This window comes from uncultured Bacteroides sp. (genome assembly GCF_902491285.1).
Lineage (GTDB): Bacteria > Bacteroidota > Bacteroidia > Bacteroidales > Bacteroidaceae > Bacteroides.
Genome location: NZ_CABUHK010000076.1, coordinates 1 through 25101 on the forward strand (window position 1 = coordinate 1; position 25101 = coordinate 25101).

Consider the following 25101-nt stretch of genomic DNA (forward strand, 5'->3'; position numbering starts at 1 on the left):
TGGATAGGGACGCAATCGAACTGGCTCAGGAAAAATTCTACTTTATGGCCGCCGATTTGGGTGATCCCGCGACATGGAACGATCCATGGAGAGCTTTAATCCATGATAACAGCGAAACTTTATGGGTATCCTGGGCCAAAGGAACCGTCATGCGCTATATCTATATAGAATAACTAATAAAACATGCATCATTATGAAAAGATATTACTTTCAAATATTACTGGCGTGCTGCCTGACACTATTTGCCGGATGTTCCGATTCAGACTCAGAATCCGGTCAGAACGGTATACCCAAAGGGTCAAAAGCTATTGACCTGCAACAAGACAGAAGTGGTCTGCTACGTAATCCTTGCATGGGCTGGGGGCTTTATGACGATGCAGTTGGCAATGTAGCCAACGCAGAAGAGTATTGGGCTGCACAAGACGAAGCTGCACGCAACTATGCATCTTTCTTCTATATACGCTGGCGTTGGTCGGAAATGGAACCGGAGGAAGGAAAATATGCCTGGATCTACGACGAGAACTATAAAAAGCTGATTCAAGGAGCGCTCGACCGGGGATTGAAGTTATGTTTCCGTATCTATGACAACGGACAGGACAACATCCGCCAAGGTACTCCCGAATATGTCCGTACCGCAGGAGCTAAAGGATATACTGTGACAGGACAGAATGGTAATTTATGGACTCCTTATGCCGACGATCCTATCTTTCAGCAGAAATATGAAAAGTTTGTCGCAGCATTCGCTAAAGAGTATGACAATCCGGATATCGTAGATTTTATCGACGGGCACTCTTTGGGCTGGTGGGGAGAAGGCTCACATATTGAATACCTGAATTCTGACAAGAAGAAAGAGACGTTCGACTGGTTTACAACGATGTATTCCAAGAACTTCAAGAATATCATTCTGGTATTACCTTATAATAGCGAAATCGGATTCAATACGGAAAAAGAAATCGCTATCGACCAAAAAGGGTATGGATTGCGCAGAGACGGTCTGGGAAGTATGTGGTTTACTGAAAATGACGAGAAAGTAGCGAACGAGATGTATGGAAAAGTTTTAATGGTGGGCGAATGTGCTTACTGGGGAGGATATACGGCTGCTTACGAACCTTTCAAAAATGACACAAAATATTCCTTCAAATCATGGAAGGATGTATATAATCAGAGTTTCGACCATGCCCAGACTTATCATTTCAACACACTCGACTTAAGAACGATTACCGAAACAAAGGGCTGGACGGGACTGGCACCGGAACTTGTCCGCAAATTTGTTCTGAACGGCGGATACAGGGTATATCCTACTTATGTAATCATGCCTTATGAAGCCTCAGCAGGCCAAACCGTATCTATCTCCCACTCATGGAGAAACACCGGATATGGTTACTTGCCGAATAACATGAAGAATTGGAACTATAAGTACAAACCGGCCTTTGCCTTGTTCGACGAGAGCGGCAAACTGGTAAAATCATGGATTGACGAGGATGCCGAACCTTCGCAATGGTTGTCTAACCAACGGAAAAACTATACTTACGAGGTTTCCCTCGACGGTATTTCCAGAGGCAATTACCAATGGGCGGTAGCTATTGTCGACAAGACCAAAGATAACCAACCAGGTATCAATATCGGTATCAAAGATAAGGAGAAGAAGGATGGGTGGACATTTATCAGTGAAATGACTATTAAATAAATGAACCGATAAAGCATGAAACATATACATTTATATCTATTTGCACTTATCTCCGTGATCCTTACAAGCTGCTCACACGCCTGTCAAAAGGTAGAGTTGCAGGAAGACACCGTATCATTGCTTCGCAACCCTTGTATGGGTTGGGGAGTATATGATGACGCTAATGATGAAGTACAAAACGCGAATATTTACTGGGCTGCCCAAGACGAGGCAGCCCGTCAATACGCTTCTTTCTTTTATGTACGTTGGAGGTGGTCGGACATGGAACCGGAAGAAGGCAAATACGCCTGGCTGTATGATGAAAATTACAAAAAACTGATACAGGGTGCCTTAGACCGTGGATTGAAACTCTGTTTCCGTATTTACAACAACGGACAGGATAACCTGCGTGCCGGAACTCCTGACTACGTACGCCGTGCCGGAGCAAAAGGATATACCGTAAAAGGATTGAAAGGTGATCTTTGGACACCTTATCCGGATGATCCGATTTTTCAGGAAAAACTGGAAAAGTTTGTCGAAGCCTTTGCCAAGGAATATGATAATCCGGATATTGTAGACTTTGTAGACGGATATAGTCTTGGTTGGTGGGGAGAATGTCACCATGTGATCCTGCAAGACCAAAACAAATTCGAGCAAGTGTTCGACTGGTTCACAACCCTCTATTCCACTCACTTCAAAAATGTGCTTCTTACGCTCCCCTTCGGCAGCCAAATCGGTTTCGACACCGAAAAACGAATTGCAATTGACGGAAAAGGATATGGCATGAGACGAGACGGATTGGGAAGCATGTGGTTCAGTGATGAAGAAAGGAGGATCGTCGCGGATATGTATGGAAAGACACTTCTTGTCGGAGAATCCTGTTACTGGGGATGTTCCACCGATGATTGCACTCCATTCAGCTCGGATACACGTTACCGGATGAATACATGGAGAGATGTGTACGAACAGACTTATCAACATGCTATTGAAGGACATTTCAATACGTTGGATTTAAGAGAGATTCCCGAAACAAAAGGGTGGACCGAACGGGCAAATGACCTGGTAGAGAAATTTATCGTCCAAGGAGGATACCGAATTTATCCGTGCAGCCTATCATTGCCTGTCCGTATTAAAGCCAATTCGACAGTCACCATTTCACACGAATGGAAAAATACAGGAAACGGTTATCTGCCTAACAATATGCCCAACTGGAATTATAAATATAAACCGGCCTTTGCACTGTTTGACCAACAAGGAAGTCTTGTGCAAACATGGGTAGATGATCATGCAGAACCTTCGGACTGGCTGCATAATACGGTACATTCTTATACTTATCCGGTTACTTTCACTGATATTCCAAAAGGGACTTATCAATGGGCTGTGGCTATCGTCGACCAGACGAAAGACCAACAGCCGGGGATTAAACTGGCAATCAAAGATAAAAAAGAAAAAAACGGCTGGTTTTTACTCAATGAGATAACTATCCAATAAATAAAAAACAGGAGGTGTGTCATCGCTCAAAGATATCTGTCATTTAGCTTTGACACATCTCTCTAAAAAACAATGATATGAGGATTACATATACATTCATCTTCCTGCTGGCAATAACTCTATTTTCATTTCCGCTCAAAGCGGAAGAATCTATCCGGTTAATACCACAACCTGCCGAGCTCCAGATACAGTCCGGCACTCTCATATTACCCGGTTCTGTTGATATTTCCTATTCATCAGCATTAAAAAAGGAAGCAATTCTGCTAAGTAAGTATTTACAGGAATCAAAGCTAACCACAAAACTTTATTCCGGCAAATCCGATGCAATGATTCAGTTACAAATCTCCCCGACTACTCTTTCTGCACACAAAGAAGGATATGTCCTGCAAATTTCAAATCAAAATATACAGATAAAATCGTCTTCGTCCACGGGAATATTTTACGGTATCCAAACATTACGCCAACTTATCGGTAAATATCCTGACCGTCGACTTCCGCAACTGACCATAACTGATTATCCGAACTTCAGTTGGAGAGCTTTCATGCTGGATGAAGCACGCTATTTCAAAGGCAAGGAAGTAGTATGCCGGCTACTCGACCAAATGGCTTATTTAAAAATGAACACGTTCCATTGGCACTTGACTGACGACCAAGGCTGGCGCATTGAAATCAAGAAATTCCCCAAACTTACAGAAATCGGTTCTTACCGTGATTCAAGCGAAATCAACCATTTTGAGAGTGATGTGTTCGACGGTAAGCCACATAGCGGCTATTATACCCAGAAAGAGATAAAAGAAATTATCGAGTATGCCCGCGAACGTCATATCAATATTGTTCCGGAAATAGAAATGCCGGGACACGCCAGTGCCGCCATTGCTTCTTACCCCTGGCTGGGAACAAATAACGAATCTATTAAGGTGCCGGGAAAATTCGGAGTGCATTACAACGTTTACAACGTAGCCGATTCCAAAGTACTGGACGCCTTGAAAGATATCCTGACCGAAGTTATTGAATTATTCCCTTCTCCGGTAATCCACATCGGAGGCGATGAAGTGAAATATAACCAATGGAAAGAGTCTCCTGTAGTGCAGGCATATATGCAGAAACATGCACTGCAAACGCCGGCGGAACTACAAGTGCATTTCACCAACGGCATATCCAACTGGCTTTCCTCTAAAGGAAAAAGAATGATGGGCTGGAACGAAATCACGGGCAGCAAGTTACACGAGTACCAATCTTCCACTGATACTGCTATCCAAAATGAGAAGTTGGCCAAAAATGCGATTGTACATTGTTGGAAAGGAGATTATTCTTTGATTAAAGAAGCTATTGAGAATGGGTATGATATAGTAAATGCTTATCACGAATATACTTATCTCGATTATGACTATAAGACAATTCCTTTGGAGAAAGCATATCATTTCAATCCTGTACCCAAAGGGCTGACAGCAGAACAACGTATTCATGTATTAGGCGTCAGTTGCCAGATGTGGGGAGAGTTTATTCCGACCGTAGAAAGTATGGATAAACTGCTATTTCCCAGGATAGCTGCGTATGCAGAGACAGGATGGAGCTTGGAAAAGAACAAGAACTTTCAGCAGTTTTCAGAAACATTAAAGACTCATTAAAATACAAGACAAGCTCAAAACGTTCCTAAGTCATTCTAAAAAGCTGTCATAGTGTGTTCTGACAAGGGATTATTCTCACTTTAGTGAAAATAAATACTCATTATAATGAGAAAAAATACTCACTGCAATGAGTATTTTTTCTCATTGCAGTGAGTATACTTGAGAATTATTTCATCTTATACACCAACGTTCCACCCTTCACAATATCTTCATGTGATATTGAATTCTTTGTATAGGGTTCTCCATTCAGCGTTATGCTATCCACATACAGATGTTCTTTAGACAAGTTCTCTGCAATAACCGTAAAAGTCTTCCCATCAGCCAGATGCAATACCATCTTCGGCAGTTGCGGAGCACCGAATACATATTCTCCGCTCACCGGATCTACCGGATAGAATCCCATTGCGCTAAGCATATACCAGGCTGACATCTGACCACAGTCATCGTTTCCACAAAGTCCGTCGGGTTTATTCTTGTATTGGGTGTCGAAGATTTCACGAACCAGCTCTTGTGTACGTTCCGGACGACCGGCTAATGCATATAAATAAGTGACATGATGGCTCGGTTCGTTGCCGTGGGCATACTGCCCGATCAAACCTGTCACATCCGACAGACTTTCACCTTCGAGCTTAACTGTGAACAAAGAATCCAACTTGTTCAGGAAAGGCTCTTCACCGCCAAACAGACTGATTAATCCCGGTACATCATGCTGTACATGCCAGGTATATTGCCATGCATTCCCTTCAGTATAGTCACCGCCAATACTTTCGGAATGTCCCAACGCACTTGGATTAAACGGAGCTTTCCAGGTTCCGTCAGCCTTACGCGGACGCATAAATTGAGTTTCCGAATCGAAGAGGTTCTTATAATAATCCGCACGTTTTGCGAAATAAGCGGCATCTTCCTCTTTTCCCATACGGCGTGCCATGTCGGCGGCGGCATAATCATCATACACTGATTCCAGGGTAGAAGATACCGATTCCGCTTTTATCAGGTCGGTTGGGAAATATCCATATTTGGTATAAACTTCCCAGTTCGACTTCAACGGATGAGAGACTGTCTGAGTTTTCTTTATCATATTGAAAGCACGTTCGGCATCAAAGCCACGGAATCCCTTACGATAAGCCTCAGCAATGACCGATACACCGTGATTGCCAATCATACAGAAATTTTCTTTTCCCCATAATGCCCAGATAGGCAGGAAGCCCTGTACTTCACCTTGTTCTATCAACGAATTTACGAAACCATCCACACGTTCGGGAATCACTAATGTATAGAACGGATGAGCGGCACGATAGGTATCCCAGAGAGAGAAAGTGGAATAGAAAGTTCCTGTTCCGGCTTTCACAATGGAATCGGCAGCGTTACGGTACATGCCGTCTACATCCGAAATCTGATTCGGCTGGATCAGTGCGTGATAGAAACAGGTATAGAAATTGGTCTTTTCATCATCAGTACCGTCTATTTCAATACGGCTCAGATAATTATTCCATTCATTATGAACGGCAGTTTTCACTCCGTCAAAGTCCCACGCAGGAATTTCGGCTTCCAGGTTCTTTTTTGCTCCATCCACACTGGTAGTAGAAAGGGCAACTTTCATCATCAGTTCTTCGCCCGGTTTCATGTCGAAAGTAGCAACGATGCGTTTTCCTTTTTCTGTTTCTCCTATTGGAAGATAAAGAGAGTCTACGACAGGACGATTGAATTTCATCACAAAGAAATAATCCTGATCCACCCATACGGTATTATTGACATGCCCGGTCAGTGTCTGCGCGTCTTCCCAGTTTACTTCGCAACTGTTCACTTGTGAATGATACTGTTCTTCTCTCCATGCAGGCCCATGCTGCAAGTCAATCAGGACAGAAGCCGAATCGGCTTTATGATAAGTGTAACGATGCAGAGCTGCATGAATAGAAGCGGTCAGTTCCGCTTTCACCTGAGGATCTGAAAGTTCAACCGTATAATAACCCGGAGTAGCGGCTTCTTTATCTTTTGAGAAGTGACTACGATAGGCATCCCATGCACGGGTACGTGTACCTGTTACCGGCATCACCAGGATATCACCCAAATCCATGCATCCTGTTCCGTTCAAATGGGTCTGAGTGAATCCCCAAATCAACGTGTCCTGATAAACATATTCAGAGCAGTATCTCCAACCTACTGCACCTGTCACGGGACTAGTCTGTACCATTCCGAAAGGATAACACGCACCGGGAAATGTATGACCGTTATCGGCAGCGCCAATAAAAGTATTAACGTATTGGGCATAATCCTGCGTTGCCATTTTTTCTGTCGGAATGCAGGAAGAATAAAAAAACAAACTAGCCAAAGCAGCAGTCATCAAAGGGATTTTTCTTTTCATGCAAATATAGTGTTAAGTTAATGTCGCATTACATACATGAGTATTTATCATTCTTTTCATAATAGTATGATTCAATGTATGAATAGTTGTGCCACAAAATTAAAGTTTTCTTCCCATTTAAAACGAGTGTATACTGACAAATATACTTAAATTTTAAACAAAAGAAGCGCTGATTTATACAGATTCATTGTGATAAAACAAAAATTCGTACGACTTATTGAATAAATATCAACTCAATTATTTATCTTTGTTAGCTTAATAATAAGCTGGCGCAAAAAAACAATAAGTACAATGAAAGATTTCTTGAAATTCACACTTGCCACAGTGACAGGTATCATTTTGTCAAGTATTGTATTATTTATTATCAGTATGGTAACGCTGTTCGGTATCATGTCTGCTTCGGATACAGAAACAATAGTAAAAAAGAATTCTGTAATGATGCTCGACTTGAACGGTACGTTAGTGGAACGTACCCAAGAGGATCCGTTGGGCATTTTATCACAGCTATTCGGTGACGGGTCTAACACATACGGACTGGACGACATTCTCTCGTCTATCAAAAAGGCTAAAGAGAATGAAAATATCAAAGGAATTTATTTGCAGGCCAGTTCATTAGGCGCATCCTACGCTTCCTTACAGGAAATCCGTAATGCGTTACTTGATTTTAAAGAAAGTGGAAAATTTATCATTGCCTATGGCGACTCTTATACCCAGGGGCTTTATTATCTGTCCAGTGTAGCCGACAAAGTATTGCTTAATCCCAAAGGGATGATCGAATGGCGCGGCATCGCTTCCGCTCCTCTCTTTTACAAGGATATGCTTCAGAAAATCGGTGTGGAGATGCAAATATTCAAGGTAGGAACCTATAAATCTGCCGTGGAGCCGTTCATTGCTACTGAAATGAGTCCGGCCAACCGCGAACAAGTTACAGTTTTCATCAACTCCATTTGGGGACAAGTGACGGAAGGGGTAGCTGCCAGCCGTAGTCTTCCGGTCGATTCTCTCAATGCTTATGCAGACCGCATGTTAATGTTCTATCCGGCAGAAGAGAGCGTGAAATGCGGATTGGCCGATACACTGATTTATCGTAATGACGTACGCAACTACCTCAAGGAAATGGTGGAAATAGATAAAGATGACCGTCTTCCCATATTAGGACTGGCGGATATGATAAATGTGAAAAAGAATGTTCCCAAAGATAAAAGCGGTAATATCGTTGCTGTATATTATGCATCCGGTGAAATCACGGATTATCCCGGCTCCTCTGCTTCCGAAGAAAGGATTGTAGGCCCTAAGGTAATCCGTGATTTACGTAAATTGAAAGAAGATAACGACGTGAAAGCTGTTGTACTTCGTGTCAATTCTCCGGGTGGAAGTGCTTTTGCTTCTGAACAAATCTGGCATGCTGTAAAAGAGTTGAAAGCCAAGAAACCTGTTATCGTTTCCATGGGCGACTATGCAGCATCGGGGGGGTATTATATCTCTTGTGTAGCCGATACGATTGTTGCGGAACCCACAACCCTGACCGGCTCTATCGGTATTTTCGGAATGATTCCGAATGTCAAGGAATTAACAGAAAAAATAGGTCTGACATATGATGTGGTAAAAACCAACAAATACTCAGACTTCGGTAATATTATGCGTCCTTTTAATGAGGGTGAGAAGTCATTGCTACAAATGATGATTGCACAAGGATATGACACATTTGTCGGCAGATGTGCCGAAGGACGCCATATGACAAAGGAAGCAATCGAAAAGATTGCCGAAGGACGTGTGTGGACGGGCGAAACAGCCAAAGAACTGGGATTGGTAGATGAACTAGGAGGTATCGACAAGGCATTGGACATTGCCATAGCCAAAGCAGGTATTGAAGGATATACTGTCATATCTTATCCTGCCAAGCAGGATTTCCTGTCTTCTCTATTCGACACGAAGCCGACTAATTATGTAGAATCACAACTTTTGAAAAGTAAATTAGGAGAGTATTACCAACAATTCGGCTTACTGAAAAACTTAAAAGAACAATCCATGATTCAGGCACGTATTCCGTTCGAACTGAATATTAAATAAACCGTATTGCATGGACGAGCACTTTTTCAAAATACATAAATGGCTATATCCTGTTTCGTGGTTATACGGAGCAGGGGTAATAATGAGAAATAAACTCTTTGACTGGGGATTGCTCCGGTCGAAGAGTTTCGATGTTCCTGTCATCTGTGTCGGCAATCTGGCCGTAGGCGGAACAGGCAAAACCCCTCATACCGAGTATTTGATAAAGTTGCTTCATGACAGTTACCAGGTGGCTGTACTAAGCCGGGGATACAAACGGCGTACACAAGGCTACGTGCTCGCTACTCCTCAAAGTACCGCCAAGACGATTGGTGACGAGCCTTATCAGATGTACACCAAGTTCCCATCCATCACGTTGGCCGTTGACGAAAATCGCTGCCATGGAATAGAGAAGTTACTTGCTCTGAAAGAACCGATAGTAGACATTGTGCTGCTGGACGACGCTTTCCAACATCGCTATGTCAAACCGGGACTAAGTATTCTATTGACAGACTATCACCGTCTTTTCTGTGACGACACGCTACTTCCGGCAGGTCGTTTGCGTGAACCGGTCAGTGGAAAGAACCGGACGCAAATCGTCATTGTCACCAAATGCCCTCAGGACATCAAACCTATTGATTTCAATATTATCACCAAACGGTTGAACCTTTATCCGTATCAGCAGTTATTCTTCTCATCGTTCCGTTATGGGAATCTGCAACCTGTATTCCAACAGGGAGTTAAAGAAACTGCCGCAAATGTAATTCCGGCAAGCAAAGAAATTTCTTTGTCTTCACTAACGGATACGGATATATTATTAGTAACCGGCATTGCATCTCCTGCCCCTATCCTGGAAAGACTGGAAGATTGTACAAAACAAATAGAAACATTATCTTTTAGCGACCACCATGATTTCACTCACAAAGATATGCAACAGATAAAGGAACGGTTCAAGCGGTTGACAAGCGAAAAACGGCTGATAATCACCACCGAGAAGGATGCGACACGCTTGGTCAACCATCCGGGACTGGACGAAGAGCTGAAACCGTTTATCTATGCTTTACCTGTTGAAATTGAGATATTACAAAATCAACAAGATAAATTTAACCAACATATTATTGACTATGTTAGAGAAAATACAAGAAACCGCAGCTTATCTTAAAGAGAAGATGCACACAAGTCCCGAAACTGCCATCATTCTTGGCACCGGACTTGGCAGTTTAGCAAACGAAATCACCGAGAAGTACGAAATAAAGTATTCGGATATCCCGAACTTCCCGGTGTCTACCGTCGAAGGTCACAGCGGCAAGCTGATTTTCGGAAAATTAGGCAATAAGGATATTATGGCTATGCAAGGCCGTTTCCACTACTACGAAGGTTATTCGATGAAGGAAGTAACTTTCCCTGTACGTGTGATGCGTGAATTGGGCATCAAAACTTTGTTTGTATCCAATGCCAGCGGTGGTACGAATGCGGACTTTGAAATAGGTGACCTGATGATTATCACAGACCACATCAACTACTTCCCCGAACATCCGCTTCGCGGCAAAAACATACCTTATGGTCCGCGTTTCCCGGATATGAGCGAAGCATACAGCAAAGAACTGATTCGCAAGGCGGACGAAATTGCTGAAGAAAAAGGAATCAAGGTGCAACACGGTGTATACATCGGTACACAAGGACCTACTTTCGAAACTCCGGCTGAATATAAACTATTCCATATCTTAGGTGCTGATGCCGTGGGTATGTCTACTGTTCCCGAAGTGATTGTAGCCAACCATTGCGGAATCAAAGTTTTCGGAATTTCCGTTATTACCGACTTGGGAGTAGAAGGGAAAATCGTAGAAGTAACGCACGAAGAAGTCCAAAAAGCTGCTGACGCCGCCCAACCGAAAATGACGACTATCATGCGTGAACTTATCAACCGTGCCTAAACATTAAACCCGATTTATGAGAACTGAAATAGCTACTCTCGGTGAGTTCGGTCTGATCGACCGCCTCACCGAGGGAATCAAACTAGAAAACGAATCCAGCAAATACGGAGTAGGCGATGATGCCGCTGTCCTCTCCTACCCGTCCGAGAAACAAGTATTGGTGACCACAGACTTACTGATGGAAGGCGTACATTTCGACCTGACATACGTTCCTTTGAAACATTTGGGATATAAGTCTGCGGTAGTCAATTTCTCCGATATTTACGCCATGAACGGTACTCCCAGACAAATAACGGTATCTCTCGGACTATCCAAACGTTTCAGCGTGGAAGATATGGATGAGCTCTATGCAGGTATCCGTCTGGCCTGCCAGCAATATAATGTCGATATTGTAGGCGGAGACACAACGTCTTCCCTTACAGGACTTGCCATCAGCATTACCTGTATAGGCGACGCGGATAAAGACAAAGTAGTCTACCGCAACGGAGCGAAAGAAACAGACTTGATCTGTGTCAGTGGTGACTTAGGTGCTGCCTATATGGGACTGCAACTTCTTGAGCGTGAAAAAAGTGTATTAAAAGGTGAGAAGGACATGCAACCGGACTTTTCCGGCAAAGAATACCTGTTGGAACGCCAACTGAAACCTGAAGCCCGTAAAGACATCGTCGAGAAACTTGCTGCCGCCAACATTATCCCGACTTCCATGATGGACATTTCTGATGGTTTATCATCGGAGCTTATGCACATCTGCAAGCAAAGCAATGCCGGTTGCCGTGTTTACGAGGAACATATCCCTATTGACTATCAGACTGCTGTCATGGCAGAAGAGTTCAATATGAACCTGACCACTTGCGCTATGAATGGCGGCGAAGACTACGAACTTCTTTTCACCGTACCTATCGCCGACCATGAGAAAGTATCGCAAATGGAAGGTATCCGCCTCATCGGTCATATCACCAAACCGGAATTAGGTTGTGCTTTGATAACCCGTGACGGACAAGAATTCGAACTGAAAGCTCAAGGATGGAATCCTTTAAAAGAAGATAAATAAAATATTCAGCATACAGCTAAAATATTTTCAATCTATATAACACTGATAATAAGCCTACTAACTTTTTATCAGTGTTTTTTATTTCCAAAAGGCTTGCAGAATCCAAAAGTTTCACTACCTTTGCAACCGCAAAAGAGATATTACCGGAACGAACAGCACAAGGTGCCATAGCTCAGTTGGTAGAGCAAAGGACTGAAAATCCTTGTGTCCCCGGTTCGATTCCTGGTGGCACCACTATCGATTCGGTAATAAAAAAATCCCTTGAACTTTCAAAAGTTCAAGGGATTTTTTTATTCTTCTTTTTGCATCTACAAGCACTATACTTTAGAACTATGTAGTTTCTTATAAATCTCTACACGAGCATCTATTTCTGCTTGAGTCAAATGTGCAGGAAGTTCAATAGTAGTTCGGGGAGTTATTGCTACCTGCACTACATCCCCCAGACCTTTTTTATACTCCTTGATTGCATTTTCAGTAAACTGATTGGATGAAATAACATCACGCATAATATTACCTTTTTTCATATCTCTTTTTTTGTTTTCATTCTATACACAAGCAGAATATAAATCTCCTTATTCAGATTCAGCTTGCACCAATTTTTCCGGTTTAGGTTTGTTTTCCAAACATATATTGACTGCATTCATCCCTTTTACTCCACGCTCAAGGTCAAATGTAACAATATTATTTTCTACAATATTACCAACGACATTGTTTACATGAAAAAAGTACTTCTCAACCCCGGAAAGATCCTTTATAAAGCCAAACCCTCTCGACTCATTAAAAAACTCAACCCGCCCTCTCAAAATAGTCGGCTCTTCTTCCTCTTTTTTGGGAGTTGCTATGATTATTTCATCTGGATTAATCTCTTCCTTTTTAATATTATCAGCCGGTGGAGTTGAGGTAATCATCCCATTCTCATCCACATAAGCAATCATGTCATCAAAACTACTAGTACCTGATAATTTCTTGCTTTCTTTCTTCTTTAGTTTTTCTTCTCGTTTAGCAATTCTTTTCTTTTCATTTTCACGTTTACCAACTGTCATGGATTTTGCCATAGAATTTATATTTAGTTTTATATTATATTTAAAAGATAGTGTAAATTGCTGATTTTAAATAATAAAATCAGCCTTATTTATTTTTTTCCCCGTCAGTTTCTGGATATCATTGACGAGTTTGCGTTCTTCCTGCGAACAAAACGTAAGTGCTGTCCCTTCATTTCCCGCCCTTCCGGTACGTCCGATACGGTGTACGTAAGTTTCGGGTACGTCAGGAAGATCATAATTGATAACCAATGGCAATTCATTAATATCAATCCCTCTGGAAGCAATATCAGTTGCCACCATTACTCTTGTTTTTCCTGATTTGAAGTTTCCCAACGCAGACTGCCTGGCCGCCTGACTCTTATTTCCGTGGATAGCCTGACTGCCGATTCCTGCTTTACCCAATATTCTGACAATCTTATCAGCATTATGTTTCGTTCTCGAGAAGATTAACACCGATTGCTCTTCCGCCTTTTGCAGAATTGAAATTAAGAGTTGACTCTTCTCCTTCTTTTCTACAAAATAAATGACTTGCTTAATTGAATCTACCGTAGATGATTTCGGTGTTATATAAATCTTCACCGGATTCTTCAACAACGATTTAGTTAATGCAATAATACTATCCGGCATTGTCGCAGAGAAAAACAAAGTCTGCTTTTCTTTCGGAAGCTTTGGCAATATCCGCTTAATATCATGAATAAATCCCATATCGAGCATACGGTCTGCCTCATCAAGCACAAAATATTGTATCTTGTCCAAACGTATATGCCCCTGGTTCATCAAATCGAGCAAACGCCCCGGAGTCGCAACCAGAATATCAATTCCTTTATTCAACATATCAACCTGCGGACGCTGATTCACACCACCGAAGATAACCCCATGACGAACACGGGTATATTTTGAATAATCATCGATACATTCACTGATTTGTAAAGCAAGCTCACGGGTAGGAGTTAATATCAAAGCTTTGATACCTTGACACTTACCAGGCTCTTTGTTTACCTGTAAATGCTGAATGATAGGAATCGCAAACGAAGCAGTCTTTCCTGTTCCTGTTTGTGCACAACCTAATATATCTCTTTTCGCCAACGCGGCAGGAATAGCTTTTTCCTGAATAGGAGTCGGCACAGTATATCCTTTTTCTTCAATTGCTTTTAAAATCGGTTCGGTTATTTTTAAATCTTTAAATGTCATAAATGTAATTTGCTATACCTGTACTTACGCCGGAACACCTGAAAACATTTCATGCAAATGTTTACGATAATGCCGACACGATTATCAATATAGACTTTGTGATATAAATTATTAAACTTACGCTCTTGATTTTCAAGAGTCTTCAAATTGCAATAAAGCCTAATAATTCTTCTTTAGACATGAAAAGATCAGGAGCTGGGGTATCCTAGTTGCACTACACAGAGGAGTGAGAATTAGCAGAACTTAATTGTTAGATGATTTTCTTTTCCGGCTGTCGGGTAAACAGCCTCCGCAGATAATCATAAAGGCGGATATAAAGACTTTATAGAAAAGCAGAGGAAAGCTTCCTTCTGCTTTTCCCAAGTCCGGATATTAATATCTTCTGGAATTGTTGTAACCACCTCCACGGCTTCCACCGTATGACGGTTTCTCAGCGCGAGGACGTGCAACGCTTACTGAAATAACTTTTTGGTCGTATTCTACGCCATTCAATTCGTCAATTGCCTTTTGTCCTTCTTCATCGTTCGACATTTCTACGAAAGCGAATCCTCTGGATTTACCAGTTTCTCTATCCATAATTACTTTAGCTGAAGAAACTTCTCCAAACTCTGCAAATAAATTTGTTAAGTCCGCATCGTTTGTACGATAACTTAAACCTGCGATGTAAATGTTCATTTAAACTCTTATTAAAATAAATACTAAATTGGAGTGAGGAGGATAATTACAGAAAAGGCCTACTTACTAATAAAATATTAAAAGGAGAACTATACGATAATGATTCGTAACTCAAACTCTGGGAACAAAGATAATGTAATAAATCTGAAAAACACGTTTATATCCATTCTTTTTCGGAAGAAAGACGATAATTATCATTTATTAGCACGTTGGGTATTAAAATATCTCTATTTTTGCCACAATCCAAGTAATAAACCGTAATCCACCGACTCACTATCTTATATGAAAACGACTCATGTCACCCGCGAAGAAATGTGGGCAAAGCAATGCCTGTCCACTACCGACATTGATTACACCGTGTGGGAACAGGATAAATCCATGCTTCACCAACTCTCTAAAATCAGTCATAGCTGCACGTTCGTTGTCGATGTGTATAAATGCAGATATGCCTACGCCTCTCCTAATTTCGTTGATTTACTAGGATACGACCGCCACAAAATAGAAACACTAGAAAGGCAGGGCGATTACTTGGAATCACGTATCCACCCGGATGACCGTGCACAACTGGCAGCATTACAGGTTACGTTAAGCCAGTTCATTTACAGCCTTCCCTTCGAACAACGGAATGAATATTCCAATATTTACAGTTTCCGTATACTTAATGCCAGGCAACAATATATACGCGTCACCAGCCGGCATCAAGTATTAGAACAAGACCGTAACGGAAAAGCATGGCTTGTAATAGGCAATATGGACATTTCACCCGACCAGCAATATTCCGAAACAATAGATTGCACAGTTCTGAATCTGAAAAACGGGGAATTCTTCTCTCCTTCCTCTCCGCTCATATCTTCTACCAATCTCACTAATCGGGAAATAGAGATATTACGGCTTATTCAAAAAGGACTGTTAAGTAAAGAGATTGCAGACAAGCTATGTATCAGTATTCACACAGTTAATATCCATCGACAGAATCTATTACGTAAATTAGGTGTGCAAAACTCTATCGAAGCTATTCACTTGGGACAACAAACCGGGCTACTAAGTTAATTAACTCATACACCTTTTTTCAAAGCTGCTAATCTGTCTAAGGCATCCATTCCACCACACCTGTCACCGGATGTTGCTTTCTCCATTCCACAAATTCCGGATAACTCTGCACACCATCCCGAATAACAGCCTGATAATATTCTATCCCCATAATCTTCTCCGAATCAGGAGTCTCATATTTCAATCTCAGAATCCCCTCTTTTGTTTCCTCCGTCAGAACACTGGAAATCCGTTCAGCCACTTTCTCAAAATATCCATCATATCGGGAACCTTCCTGAATATGAATCATATCAATCTGCCAAAGTTCACCTTCTGCATTCTGATACCAGGCATGCCACTCGATACATGCCTCAACGGTATGTAATAAATTCACGTATTCTATCCGCTTGACAGATTCATTTTCCGCCAGTTTCTCCATTGCCCGAAAACTATCCGTCAAGGTCACAGTAGAAGTATAAATATGGAAATCAATATCCCGGTGTTTCATCAACAGCCCTGTGCGCAAAGAACCCACCAAGTCAATCCGGGCACCTATACTCTCCCATATCGGAATAATATTCGTTTTCTCCACTATCTCCCATGCTTTCTGCTGATTCCGTTCTGCAATATCGAGGATATTCATCTTTCTTTTTTTTAAGTTGAGTATGCAAAAGTAAGAAAAAGGCCTAATATATAGCTATAAATAACTATTTAATACTCGGACAAATCAACCTAACTTTGCCACCCTTTCAATAAACTTTTAATGCTCAAACGAAGTTTTCATATGATATTCAACAGAACAGAAAAACAGGAGAAAGAATACTTACAACAAGTAATCAGTATCATTAATGCTACGATAAACAGTACGAACAAGTCGGTCAAGGAGCACGTGGATACCTTGCAAGAATACAAAGACTATCTATGGTCGAACAAAGATATCGATCCTCATGAAATCCGTTCCATGCGCGAGAGTATCTTACATCATTTTGCACGGGGAGAAAATGTAATTGACAAACGCAACCGCCTGAGTAAAATACTAGATATTCCCTATTTCGGACGGATAGATTTCAAGGAGAAGAAAGACGGAAGCAAATCCCTGCCTGTTTACATAGGGATACATACATTTTTTGATTTCAACAACAAGAGAAACCTGATATACGATTGGCGGGCACCTATTTCGAGTATGTTCTACGATTATGAGTTGGGCGAAGCGAGCTATTCTTCTCCGGCAGGCGAAGTGCATGGAGAAATTTCACTCAAACGCCAATACCGTATTCGCAAAGGAAAAATGGAATATATGATTGAAAGTTCCATTACTGTTCACGATGATATCCTGCAAAAAGAGCTCAGTTCCAATGCGGACGATAAGATGAAAAACATCGTCATGACTATTCAGCGCGAGCAGAACCGGATTATCCGTAATGAGGCTGCCCCTGTACTCATTATACAGGGAGTTGCCGGTTCAGGGAAAACTTCCATTGCGTTACATCGCATTGCCTACCTGCTCTATGCGCAAAGAGGTCAGATCTCCTCAAAAGACATTCTAATTATCTCGCCTAATAAAGTGTTTGCCGACTACATCTCCAATGTCCTTCCGGAACTTGGCGAAACAACTGTGCCGGAAACCAGTATGGAGCAAATCCTCTCCACAGTCCTCGACAATAAATATAAATATCAAAATTTCTTTGAGCAAGTGACGGAACTACTGGAAAAGCCGACTTCGGATTTTATTGAACGGATACAATATAAAGCCTCCTTCGAGTTCATATCACGGCTCGATAAATTCGTTCTTCACATAGAAAACAACTATTTCAAAGCGACAGATGTAAAACTCACCAAGTACATCACCGTTCCTGCCGGATTTATCAGCGAACAGTTCAAGCGATTCCACCGTTACCCCGTATGCCAGCGGTTTGAGACTATGACAGACTACATTCTGGAAATGATGAAATTCCAATATAACTTCACAGTTACTACTGCTGAAAAGAATCTGCTGAAGAAAGAAATTAAGAATATGTTTGCAGGAAACAATGACCTGCAAATCTATAAAGATTTCTTCGAATGGACAGGAAAGCCCGAGATGTTCAAAATGCGCAAGAATCGTACACTGGAATATGCAGACTTAGCAGGTTTAGCTTATCTGCATATCGCACTAAATGGGAACAACACCCAATCCGTTAAACACCTTCTGATAGACGAGATGCAAGATTATTCTCCCATACAATACAAGGTGATTCAAAAACTATATCCCTGCCGAAAAACAATTCTGGGAGACGCTGCCCAAACCGTAAATCCTTACGGTTCTTCCACTGCCGATATGATTCAGAAAGCATTTACAACAGGAGAAATAATGAAACTTTGCAAAAGCTACCGTTCTACTTTTGAGATTACCAACTTTGCACAAAAAATTCAACCGAACAATGAGTTAGAACCTATTATACGCCATGGAGAACAACCAATAATTCTTCAATTCCAAAATGTTGAAGAGGAAGTTCTCGGTATCTCAGACTTAATAAACTCTTTCAAAAACTCCAATAACACATCATTAGGAATCATCTGCAAAACCGAATCCCAAGCAAAAGGACTTGCTCAAAAACTCCAGATTTATACCAACGACTTCTCACTATTGTCAAATCAAAGCTCCGCTTATGTGAAAGGAATTATCATCACTTCCGCCCACATGGCAAAAGGATTGGAATTTGATGAAGTAATCATTCCGCAAACAGATGATAAGAACTACCATTCTGACATCGATAAAAGCATGCTTTATGTGGCAGTGACAAGGGCTATGCACAAACTAACTTTGACTTATTCCGTCTCTTCTTCCAAGTGTCGATTCCTGTAATAGGATAGATGTAGTAGCAAACATCGGAAATTAATTGAAATAGGAAATAATAGGAGATTAGCTATTATTTCCTATTTTTGCACAATGGAAAATAATGGAATAAAATACGAGTTTACCACAAAAGTATGGAATTACTCATCGACTGTTGGAACAGGCGGTTGGTACATAGCCTGCCTGCCGAAAGAAATGTCCAAAGAGATTAGAGAGAATCTCGGATTCTTAGAGGAAGGCTGGGGACGGTTGAAGATGACAGCCAAAATCGGCAATACCCAATGGGAAACTGCAATCTGGCTTGACACGAAACTTGATACTTATTTACTTCCTCTCAAAGCAGAAATCAGAAAAAAGGAAAAAATCGTAATTGATAAAGAGGTAGAGATTATGATTTGGATTTAAGACAGACAATGGAAGAACTCCAGGAAAAGACAAGAGCCGCCTGAATAATCTTAACTTTCTTCTATTGTACTGTTCTTCAAGTATAGTCTCAAAACAACTATTCCATTTATACTATTTGGCTTATATACATTCATGAATGTATATAAGCCAAAACTCAATATGCAAACGAAATTTTAATACATTTCTAATCAAATAAATTACATTCTATTCCAATAAATCAAAAGCAACAAATTTCGGACACCCTCTTTACACAAAAACATGAGAACACTACATCCTTCTCTGTTGCATTTTCGTAAGAAGCATTTTAATTAACTAGAAATCAGATAAATCTATCCGATATATTCCCTCAATACTTGGCAATATAATCCCATCAGTCTGCTGAACTTTTATAATAACGATACGTTTCTCAGCAGTCTGATATATATGTGACGGAGTATTTTTTCCCGCAAACATTTCAGACTTGCCATCTCCCCATTGGATATTACCAGACAGTTTACTGCCTGTAAGTTCCAAAAAACCGAATGAATTACCACTATGCTCTATTGTTACAACGCTATAGTCTTTAAAAGGATCTTCTTCCGGTCCCTCCTGCAAGATATCCTCTCCACCACTACAAGAATATATCATAAAAAAAATCAAAGCTAGTCTTATATATTTCTGTATTGCCTTCATATTCCTCTATTTTTATATTAATTACCTATTACAAAACGTATTCTTTTTTACTCATATTCATCTTCATCCTCTATCTTTTTTCGAAGTATAATGACATACTCTCTATCAGTCAGCTCACTTGTATCAATCCGAATCTCCGGATTATCATCATCAGTAATTCCCGAAAATACCACTTTATTAGTCAACGAGAGCAGCTGATAGTCTACCCGAGGATAAGTTCTTAAACTAATCCTCTTATTTTCCTTATCATAAGCAAAACTTGTCATTTTCTCCAAAGGTATATCTTCCTCCTTGAGAATAATTTCAGATCTCAGCAGTGAACCACCTCTCAGATAGTCCCAATCCTCCGAATATTTACCTTTATAATATACTCTAATTCGATCTCCTGCCTTTATTGGTAGAGTAATCTTACAAGAACAGTCTGTTATACAGTTTTGATGGGAATCCGCCGGAAACCGAACTGGGATTTTTTCAGAAATATATTCTTTTATAGTTCCGTCCTTGTCTGCCAAAGCTATCCTCAAGTTTCCGTCAAAAACTGACCGCCCTATGTTGTTGATAGCTCCTATACTTATTTTAAATTCTTGATTAGTCTGAATATCATTAGCATCTATTACAAGCCCCTCATAATACACCCCATTCACTTCCTTTCTGACAAGAACCAAATTATCTGTAAAAGCAGAAGTCCCATTTTTGTCTGGTATCAAATCAAAAAAAGCAGCCTGTTCTTGAGTGTATCCACCACTAGAACTGCCAGAACCTGGATTGGAAGGATTCATAACGGTCAATAAGTAATATCCATTCGAACTGCCACTCCACCCCCAATTAATATGATAATAATTTTCCTGTGTATAACCATCTACTACAAACATATGCCCTCCACCGGATTTTGTGGAACCTGTATATAGAATTGGTCTTCTTGCGTCAAGTTCTTTCCTCAACATCTGATGCCATTCACTCATAACACGAGTTGCCCTGTTTTGCATATGAGCTCCTTTATTATATTTCATATAGGTTATCATGCCTTCTAGTGCATCCTTATAATACGCCCACGTAGACTTCTTACCAAATTGAGACTTTGAAATAATACCACAATCATATATAAGAGTTGCAACTTCATCCTTTATATCGGTATCCGAGTTCTTATCAACTCTTACCGGCATTTTACTCCAGACATAAGGACGTTCAAAAGTCTTGCTTGGTATCTGTGTGTTCTTATCAGCCTGTAGAACATAAGCAGGTGTAGTTCCTACTCCCTTATCCGGCCATTGATAATATTGCATAATAATCGCCATTGCAGTAGACACACAGCCAGTAATTGCCTTTCCGGCACTAGTTGTTGGCGACAACCTGTTGAAAGGAGCTTGCTGGTCCCACAAAGCAGTAGACAATTCTACTATTGGTGAGCCAACAGCATCTGAAGCTCGTGTCCAAAACTTCGAAACATAAGAAGTACCCATAACATGTTCCTTCCGAGCTGCATTAATTTGATTACGCAATCCGTTCATCCAGTCAAGTAAATTAGGAGGCATATTTTCAGCTACAAAATGATTCGAAAAAGAATATCCTAATATTGGCATGGAAACATCATCTCCTGATACAATCACAAAACCGTCACTATCCATACGGTTAAATACATAAAAAGCAGGAGTAGTTACACTTCTCGTAACAATATTTTCACCATCCCATACCAACTGAAGCTGAGGTGTTCCATTACGAGTCCGCATCTTTGCACTAAAAAAATCTACAGCTATTTCTCTTGCCTGCTCTACAGTAATTTCATTAGCAAGAAGAAATTTTGAGGTAAATAATATAAAAAACAAAAATATGTATTTCATAAAAAAGTATGATTAAGTTCACATTACAGTAGTTAAAATTTGACAGTAGACTGTCACGTCAGTAAGAGAAAACGACCCAATATCTTATCAGTTGTTATACCTTTACTGCCCCCTCCCTTTACCACTACACTAGCACCTATAATAGACCCTCCATTATCTGGTTACAATACCAACCACCAACCTTGCTTTTTTGCAGCACAATACCTGTTATAGCAACTGTACTCTTCGTCGCATAATTCTCAGAATAAAATGCCTGTTGTCCTAACACATAAGACATTACTAACTGACAACCCCATTTTTGAGGTATCTTCATTGGAATAAGAAAATCTTTCATCGTATTTAAAATTAAGTTACTATAATGATTAAAAATCCATCAAATCGATATAAAACAATCTGGCAAAACTGTTTATTCACACTTACAAATGTAATCTGAAAGAAAAAAATTGGAAACTAAAAACGTACATAAGAGGTATGAGATTCATACCCACAAATATCCCATTCTATCGTTGTACAAAAAGACTCTATTTTTGTACAAAAAAGCCCCATCACAAAACCAGTCTTACAGATAACAACGTATTAACAGTTTTGTGATTTTTCGGCTATAATCGAAAAATTCATTTTATCAGGTCAGGCATTAAATCTCCCCATTCACCCCTAAGCCAAACAAGGCGAAATCGCCCAGGCAAGGGTCATCCGGGAAAACCTCAGCCAATGCTGCCGTTATCTGACGGGCATTTTTCAAAGAGAAGGTTTCTGTATCCGTCAACTTGAAATAATGGGCTACCCGGCAGACGTGTGTATCCAAAGGAACAATCAGTTCTTTGCGGTCAAAGCTCTTCCAAATTCCAAAATCAACTGCCGAATCCCGGCGAATCATCCAACGCAAAAACATATTGAGTTTCTTTTGAGGACTTTTAGCGGATACTTCAAGGAATGAGCACAACTTTTCCATAGGTATTCCTGAGTACGTATTCAAGGCTTCCTCCAAACTTTCAAACTGTGTATAGGCTACATATAATCGCCGGAAATATCCATAAAAATCGGCATACGACAGCATACGATAGAAGCTATTGGTTACTCCCGAAGGGAAATCGACCTCCCACTGGCGGGACAGTACATACTGATAAGGCGAATCCCCCATTAGCCTGTGCAATTCGTCCGCTTTCTTCAATATCTGTTTGCGATTGCCGAAACTCATAATTGCGGTCAGCAAGCCACTGATTTCAATATCCTGTTTCAGCGTATAGCGATGAGGGAATTGTACCGGGTCGCTTGTAATAAAGTCTGCGCAATGGTAAATCTCCGCACACATCAAAAGTTTATTCTTTATATCTTCAGTCATCTTGAGAATGTATCTAGTATTGAAAGTGCAAAAGTACATATTCTAGCCGGATTTCTTCTTTAAGTAGATAACGGATTGTATTCCCAGGAGAATAACAAACAGGTATTCCGCCGTCATATACACAGTGAGGGAAGCATGGAAATATTCACTCAGCAGATACAGGTAAATCAGATACACCAGGATAGTGATTAACTGGAAAACGAATGCAAGCCGTGTCTTTCCCGTACCCGTTACAGCATTGATATAAACATATCCGGGCAATGCAAATGTATAATTCAACAGCATGACTATAAAAGGACAGAAGGCCAGTTTTACCAAATAATCATTATTCGTATAGAATCCGATAATCCATTGATTGCTCCAAAGAGCCAAAACTATCAATGGGAGTCCCACGGCATAACCCAATTTAAGAACTTTACGGCAGACGGGGAAAAGTTCTTTCCCCTGCCCTGCCCCAATCAGATTGCTGACTAACGAACCGGTGGTGGATGCAAAAGAGTTGACTATCACAAAGAAAACGGTAGACACGCTACGGGTAATATTGGAGATGGCAAGTTCTGTCTTTCCCAAATGTTCGATAGCTACGAAGAACAGAAACCAGGGAGCAACGCTGATAAAGGCATGGAGCATACTCCAAACTGAAAGTCTTAATAATTTCATTAATAACTTCCTGTCGTAGACTATTTTTAATCCATATTTCACTTTGTCTATCTTCGTCCACATATATAATAGAAGTATGACAAAGGCTCCAAGCTCTGCTAAAGAAGAAGCCATAGCTGCTCCTGATATGCCTAAATTCAGTTTGAAAATTAGTAAATAGTTAAAAGGGATGTTGATGCAGATAGCTGTAATAGCTGCTACGGATAACGCCCTGGTATTTGTTATCCCTACCAGAAAGGAGCGTAAAGCTAAAAAAGGAAATGAGAACAACAGTCCGAAGCTACGCCAGTCCAGATATAGAATCACTGCTTGATAGATTTCATCAGAAATAATCAACTGTCGCAGGATTAAGGGAGAGGCAAAGTGGAGCAGCAGGCAAAGGATGATTGCCAACCCTGACAGAAAATATAATCCCTGGAAAAAGGTACGCCCTGTCTCTTTATAGTGCTTTTCCCCGTTTCTACGGGCAATCATCACCTGCATCCCGATACTGAACCCGAAACCCAGCATATAAACGGCCAAATAATAGATTCCGGCAAGTGCGGACGCTCCGAGTTCGACTTCTCCCACATGCCCCAGAAAGACAGCATCGGTGATATTGATTAATTGTTCCATAAGTATGCTCATCATCACAGGAAAGTTAATGAGCCATATTTGCTTATATGTATAATTCATCGCTCAACTTAAAAATAACACGATACAGCATACCACATTCTCATAGCAGTACACAGTTTCGCAAGTTTATAAAAATGGATATAAAACTCTTTGCCAGGCGAAAAGTTGCCTGTCGGATAGCTGAATAGCCTTATTAAAAAAGTATGCTATTCGTTGAGCGCAGCTATATACAGAGTTTCATAAATAGATGAATATTGTTGGTTTATCAATCAATTACATCACAAAGATAGCAAATTTTATTTTGAATCTCCATCTATAAATACAAAAGAGGGCGACCACGCACCCTCTTTTAAATATTAACCTCTTCAAGTCCGAACTTAACTTATAGTATTTTGTATCGACATTTTATATTATAAGTTAATAGAACATCAAAGACATCTCTTTACAAAATCCATACTATCCAAAACTGAAAGGAAAGGCGCTTTCGTCGGATAAAGCTATCAATCCATTTTTTCGTTGAATACAAATTTTGTTCTCTCTTGCCAACCAACCGGCAGCTAATGCTGTACTCTCTACGCTAAGGTTTAATCTTCTCGCCAATTCTGGTATTGAAA

At 40.6% G+C, this 25101-nt stretch carries 22 protein-coding genes and 1 tRNA gene; 11 read left to right on the plus strand and 12 right to left on the minus strand.

The genetic code is table 11. The features are described from left to right. Positions 1-193: 193 nt before the first annotated feature. From RDN93_RS17090 to RDN93_RS17100, 3 genes are all read left to right on the plus strand, one after another. Positions 194-1687, plus strand: a complete 1494-nt coding sequence (locus tag RDN93_RS17090; protein WP_308746633.1) for a hypothetical protein — start codon at positions 194-196, stop codon at positions 1685-1687. 15 nt (positions 1688-1702) lie between these two features. After that, complete coding sequence (locus RDN93_RS17095; protein ID WP_308746634.1) at positions 1703-3157, plus strand: hypothetical protein; 1455 nt, start codon at positions 1703-1705, stop codon at positions 3155-3157. A gap of 77 nt (positions 3158-3234) precedes the next feature. Continuing rightward, positions 3235-4785 carry a beta-N-acetylhexosaminidase gene (locus tag RDN93_RS17100; RefSeq protein ID WP_308746635.1) on the plus strand — a complete coding sequence of 517 codons (1551 nt, stop codon included), beginning with the start codon at positions 3235-3237 and terminating at the stop codon, positions 4783-4785. A 166-nt stretch (positions 4786-4951) separates the two neighbouring features. Here the strand turns inward: RDN93_RS17100 and RDN93_RS17105 are convergent, their stop codons facing one another. Beyond that, on the minus strand, positions 4952-7147 hold the full coding sequence (locus RDN93_RS17105) for a GH92 family glycosyl hydrolase (protein WP_308746636.1): 2196 nt from the start codon (positions 7145-7147) through the stop codon (positions 4952-4954). Between the two features lie 291 nt (positions 7148-7438). Here RDN93_RS17105 and sppA point away from each other — a divergent pair, with 291 nt between their 5' ends. The 5 genes from sppA to RDN93_RS17130 all read left to right on the plus strand — a co-directional run bounded on the left by sppA (position 7439) and on the right by RDN93_RS17130 (position 12415). Further along, the gene (sppA, locus tag RDN93_RS17110; protein ID WP_308746637.1) at positions 7439-9217 is read left to right on the plus strand and encodes a signal peptide peptidase SppA; all 1779 of its coding nucleotides are present in this window, start codon (positions 7439-7441) and stop codon (positions 9215-9217) included. A 10-nt stretch (positions 9218-9227) separates the two neighbouring features. Next, the gene (gene lpxK / locus RDN93_RS17115) at positions 9228-10358 is read left to right on the plus strand and encodes a tetraacyldisaccharide 4'-kinase (protein WP_308746638.1); all 1131 of its coding nucleotides are present in this window, start codon (positions 9228-9230) and stop codon (positions 10356-10358) included. Beyond that, on the plus strand, positions 10321-11130 hold the full coding sequence (locus tag RDN93_RS17120) for a purine-nucleoside phosphorylase (protein ID WP_308746639.1): 810 nt from the start codon (positions 10321-10323) through the stop codon (positions 11128-11130). The genes lpxK and RDN93_RS17120 overlap by 38 nt, the downstream gene beginning before the upstream one ends. A gap of 16 nt (positions 11131-11146) precedes the next feature. Continuing rightward, positions 11147-12181 carry a thiamine-phosphate kinase gene (gene thiL, locus RDN93_RS17125; RefSeq protein WP_308746640.1) on the plus strand — a complete coding sequence of 345 codons (1035 nt, stop codon included), beginning with the start codon at positions 11147-11149 and terminating at the stop codon, positions 12179-12181. 161 nt (positions 12182-12342) lie between these two features. Next, a tRNA-Phe gene (locus tag RDN93_RS17130) sits at positions 12343-12415 on the plus strand. An 83-nt stretch (positions 12416-12498) separates the two neighbouring features. Here the strand turns inward: RDN93_RS17130 and RDN93_RS17135 are convergent. The 4 genes from RDN93_RS17135 to RDN93_RS17150 form a co-directional block, all read right to left on the minus strand. After that, positions 12499-12705 (minus strand): hypothetical protein, encoded by a 207-nt coding sequence (locus RDN93_RS17135; protein WP_308746641.1) that lies wholly within the window; start codon positions 12703-12705, stop codon positions 12499-12501. A gap of 48 nt (positions 12706-12753) precedes the next feature. After that, positions 12754-13236 (minus strand): cold shock domain-containing protein, encoded by a 483-nt coding sequence (locus RDN93_RS17140; protein WP_308746642.1) that lies wholly within the window; start codon positions 13234-13236, stop codon positions 12754-12756. A 54-nt stretch (positions 13237-13290) separates the two neighbouring features. After that, positions 13291-14415, minus strand: a complete 1125-nt coding sequence (locus RDN93_RS17145; RefSeq protein ID WP_308746643.1) for a DEAD/DEAH box helicase — start codon at positions 14413-14415, stop codon at positions 13291-13293. A gap of 372 nt (positions 14416-14787) precedes the next feature. Further along, entirely contained in the window at positions 14788-15090 is a 303-nt protein-coding gene (locus RDN93_RS17150) for an RNA-binding protein (RefSeq protein WP_308746644.1), read from the minus strand. A gap of 282 nt (positions 15091-15372) precedes the next feature. Between RDN93_RS17150 and RDN93_RS17155 the strand changes: the two genes are divergently transcribed. Further along, complete coding sequence (locus RDN93_RS17155) at positions 15373-16140, plus strand: LuxR C-terminal-related transcriptional regulator (protein WP_308746645.1); 768 nt, start codon at positions 15373-15375, stop codon at positions 16138-16140. A gap of 37 nt (positions 16141-16177) precedes the next feature. On the opposite strand, the gene RDN93_RS17160 is transcribed toward RDN93_RS17155, so the two are convergent. Beyond that, positions 16178-16762, minus strand: coding sequence for a phosphoglycerate mutase family protein (locus tag RDN93_RS17160; protein ID WP_308746646.1), 585 nt, complete (start codon positions 16760-16762; stop codon positions 16178-16180). A gap of 141 nt (positions 16763-16903) precedes the next feature. Between RDN93_RS17160 and RDN93_RS17165 the strand changes: the two genes are divergently transcribed. Together RDN93_RS17165 and RDN93_RS17170 are read left to right on the plus strand one after the other, a co-directional pair. Then, positions 16904-18964, plus strand: a complete 2061-nt coding sequence (locus RDN93_RS17165) for a UvrD-helicase domain-containing protein (RefSeq protein ID WP_308746647.1) — start codon at positions 16904-16906, stop codon at positions 18962-18964. A 99-nt stretch (positions 18965-19063) separates the two neighbouring features. Beyond that, on the plus strand, positions 19064-19360 hold the full coding sequence (locus RDN93_RS17170) for a DUF1905 domain-containing protein (protein WP_308746653.1): 297 nt from the start codon (positions 19064-19066) through the stop codon (positions 19358-19360). 312 nt (positions 19361-19672) lie between these two features. Here RDN93_RS17170 and RDN93_RS17175 read toward each other — a convergent pair whose 3' ends face one another. The 6 genes from RDN93_RS17175 to RDN93_RS17200 form a co-directional block, all read right to left on the minus strand. After that, complete coding sequence (locus RDN93_RS17175; RefSeq protein WP_308746648.1) at positions 19673-20032, minus strand: hypothetical protein; 360 nt, start codon at positions 20030-20032, stop codon at positions 19673-19675. A gap of 47 nt (positions 20033-20079) precedes the next feature. Then, positions 20080-21870 carry a C10 family peptidase gene (locus RDN93_RS17180; RefSeq protein WP_308746649.1) on the minus strand — a complete coding sequence of 597 codons (1791 nt, stop codon included), beginning with the start codon at positions 21868-21870 and terminating at the stop codon, positions 20080-20082. A gap of 136 nt (positions 21871-22006) precedes the next feature. Continuing rightward, the gene (locus tag RDN93_RS17185) at positions 22007-22204 is read right to left on the minus strand and encodes a hypothetical protein (RefSeq protein WP_308746650.1); all 198 of its coding nucleotides are present in this window, start codon (positions 22202-22204) and stop codon (positions 22007-22009) included. A gap of 300 nt (positions 22205-22504) precedes the next feature. Beyond that, on the minus strand, positions 22505-23212 hold the full coding sequence (locus RDN93_RS17190; protein ID WP_308746651.1) for a TIGR02757 family protein: 708 nt from the start codon (positions 23210-23212) through the stop codon (positions 22505-22507). 42 nt (positions 23213-23254) lie between these two features. Further along, complete coding sequence (locus RDN93_RS17195) at positions 23255-24547, minus strand: MATE family efflux transporter (protein ID WP_308746652.1); 1293 nt, start codon at positions 24545-24547, stop codon at positions 23255-23257. A 396-nt stretch (positions 24548-24943) separates the two neighbouring features. Next, positions 24944-25101, minus strand: a 158-nt coding sequence (locus RDN93_RS17200) for a winged helix-turn-helix domain-containing protein (RefSeq protein ID WP_308746654.1), incomplete at its 5' end; no start/stop codon positions are given.

What these genes read in the sequence shown, in the direction of transcription:
- RDN93_RS17090 (WP_308746633.1), top strand. Translation starts at nt 194, where the DNA reads ATGAAAAGATATTACTTTCAAATATTACTGGCGTGCTGCCTGACACTA.
- RDN93_RS17095 (WP_308746634.1), top strand. Translation starts at nt 1,703, where the DNA reads ATGAAACATATACATTTATATCTATTTGCACTTATCTCCGTGATCCTT.
- RDN93_RS17100 (WP_308746635.1), top strand. Translation starts at nt 3,235, where the DNA reads ATGAGGATTACATATACATTCATCTTCCTGCTGGCAATAACTCTATTT.
- RDN93_RS17105 (WP_308746636.1), bottom strand. Translation starts at nt 7,147, where the DNA reads ATGAAAAGAAAAATCCCTTTGATGACTGCTGCTTTGGCTAGTTTGTTT.
- sppA (WP_308746637.1), top strand. Translation starts at nt 7,439, where the DNA reads ATGAAAGATTTCTTGAAATTCACACTTGCCACAGTGACAGGTATCATT.
- lpxK (WP_308746638.1), top strand. Translation starts at nt 9,228, where the DNA reads ATGGACGAGCACTTTTTCAAAATACATAAATGGCTATATCCTGTTTCG.
- RDN93_RS17120 (WP_308746639.1), top strand. Translation starts at nt 10,321, where the DNA reads ATGTTAGAGAAAATACAAGAAACCGCAGCTTATCTTAAAGAGAAGATG.
- thiL (WP_308746640.1), top strand. Translation starts at nt 11,147, where the DNA reads ATGAGAACTGAAATAGCTACTCTCGGTGAGTTCGGTCTGATCGACCGC.
- RDN93_RS17135 (WP_308746641.1), bottom strand. Translation starts at nt 12,705, where the DNA reads ATGAAAAAAGGTAATATTATGCGTGATGTTATTTCATCCAATCAGTTT.
- RDN93_RS17140 (WP_308746642.1), bottom strand. Translation starts at nt 13,236, where the DNA reads ATGGCAAAATCCATGACAGTTGGTAAACGTGAAAATGAAAAGAAAAGA.
- RDN93_RS17145 (WP_308746643.1), bottom strand. Translation starts at nt 14,415, where the DNA reads ATGACATTTAAAGATTTAAAAATAACCGAACCGATTTTAAAAGCAATT.
- RDN93_RS17150 (WP_308746644.1), bottom strand. Translation starts at nt 15,090, where the DNA reads ATGAACATTTACATCGCAGGTTTAAGTTATCGTACAAACGATGCGGAC.
- RDN93_RS17155 (WP_308746645.1), top strand. Translation starts at nt 15,373, where the DNA reads ATGAAAACGACTCATGTCACCCGCGAAGAAATGTGGGCAAAGCAATGC.
- RDN93_RS17160 (WP_308746646.1), bottom strand. Translation starts at nt 16,762, where the DNA reads ATGAATATCCTCGATATTGCAGAACGGAATCAGCAGAAAGCATGGGAG.
- RDN93_RS17165 (WP_308746647.1), top strand. Translation starts at nt 16,904, where the DNA reads ATGATATTCAACAGAACAGAAAAACAGGAGAAAGAATACTTACAACAA.
- RDN93_RS17175 (WP_308746648.1), bottom strand. Translation starts at nt 20,032, where the DNA reads ATGAAGGCAATACAGAAATATATAAGACTAGCTTTGATTTTTTTTATG.
- RDN93_RS17180 (WP_308746649.1), bottom strand. Translation starts at nt 21,870, where the DNA reads ATGAAATACATATTTTTGTTTTTTATATTATTTACCTCAAAATTTCTT.
- RDN93_RS17185 (WP_308746650.1), bottom strand. Translation starts at nt 22,204, where the DNA reads ATGAAAGATTTTCTTATTCCAATGAAGATACCTCAAAAATGGGGTTGT.
- RDN93_RS17190 (WP_308746651.1), bottom strand. Translation starts at nt 23,212, where the DNA reads ATGACTGAAGATATAAAGAATAAACTTTTGATGTGTGCGGAGATTTAC.
- RDN93_RS17195 (WP_308746652.1), bottom strand. Translation starts at nt 24,547, where the DNA reads ATGAATTATACATATAAGCAAATATGGCTCATTAACTTTCCTGTGATG.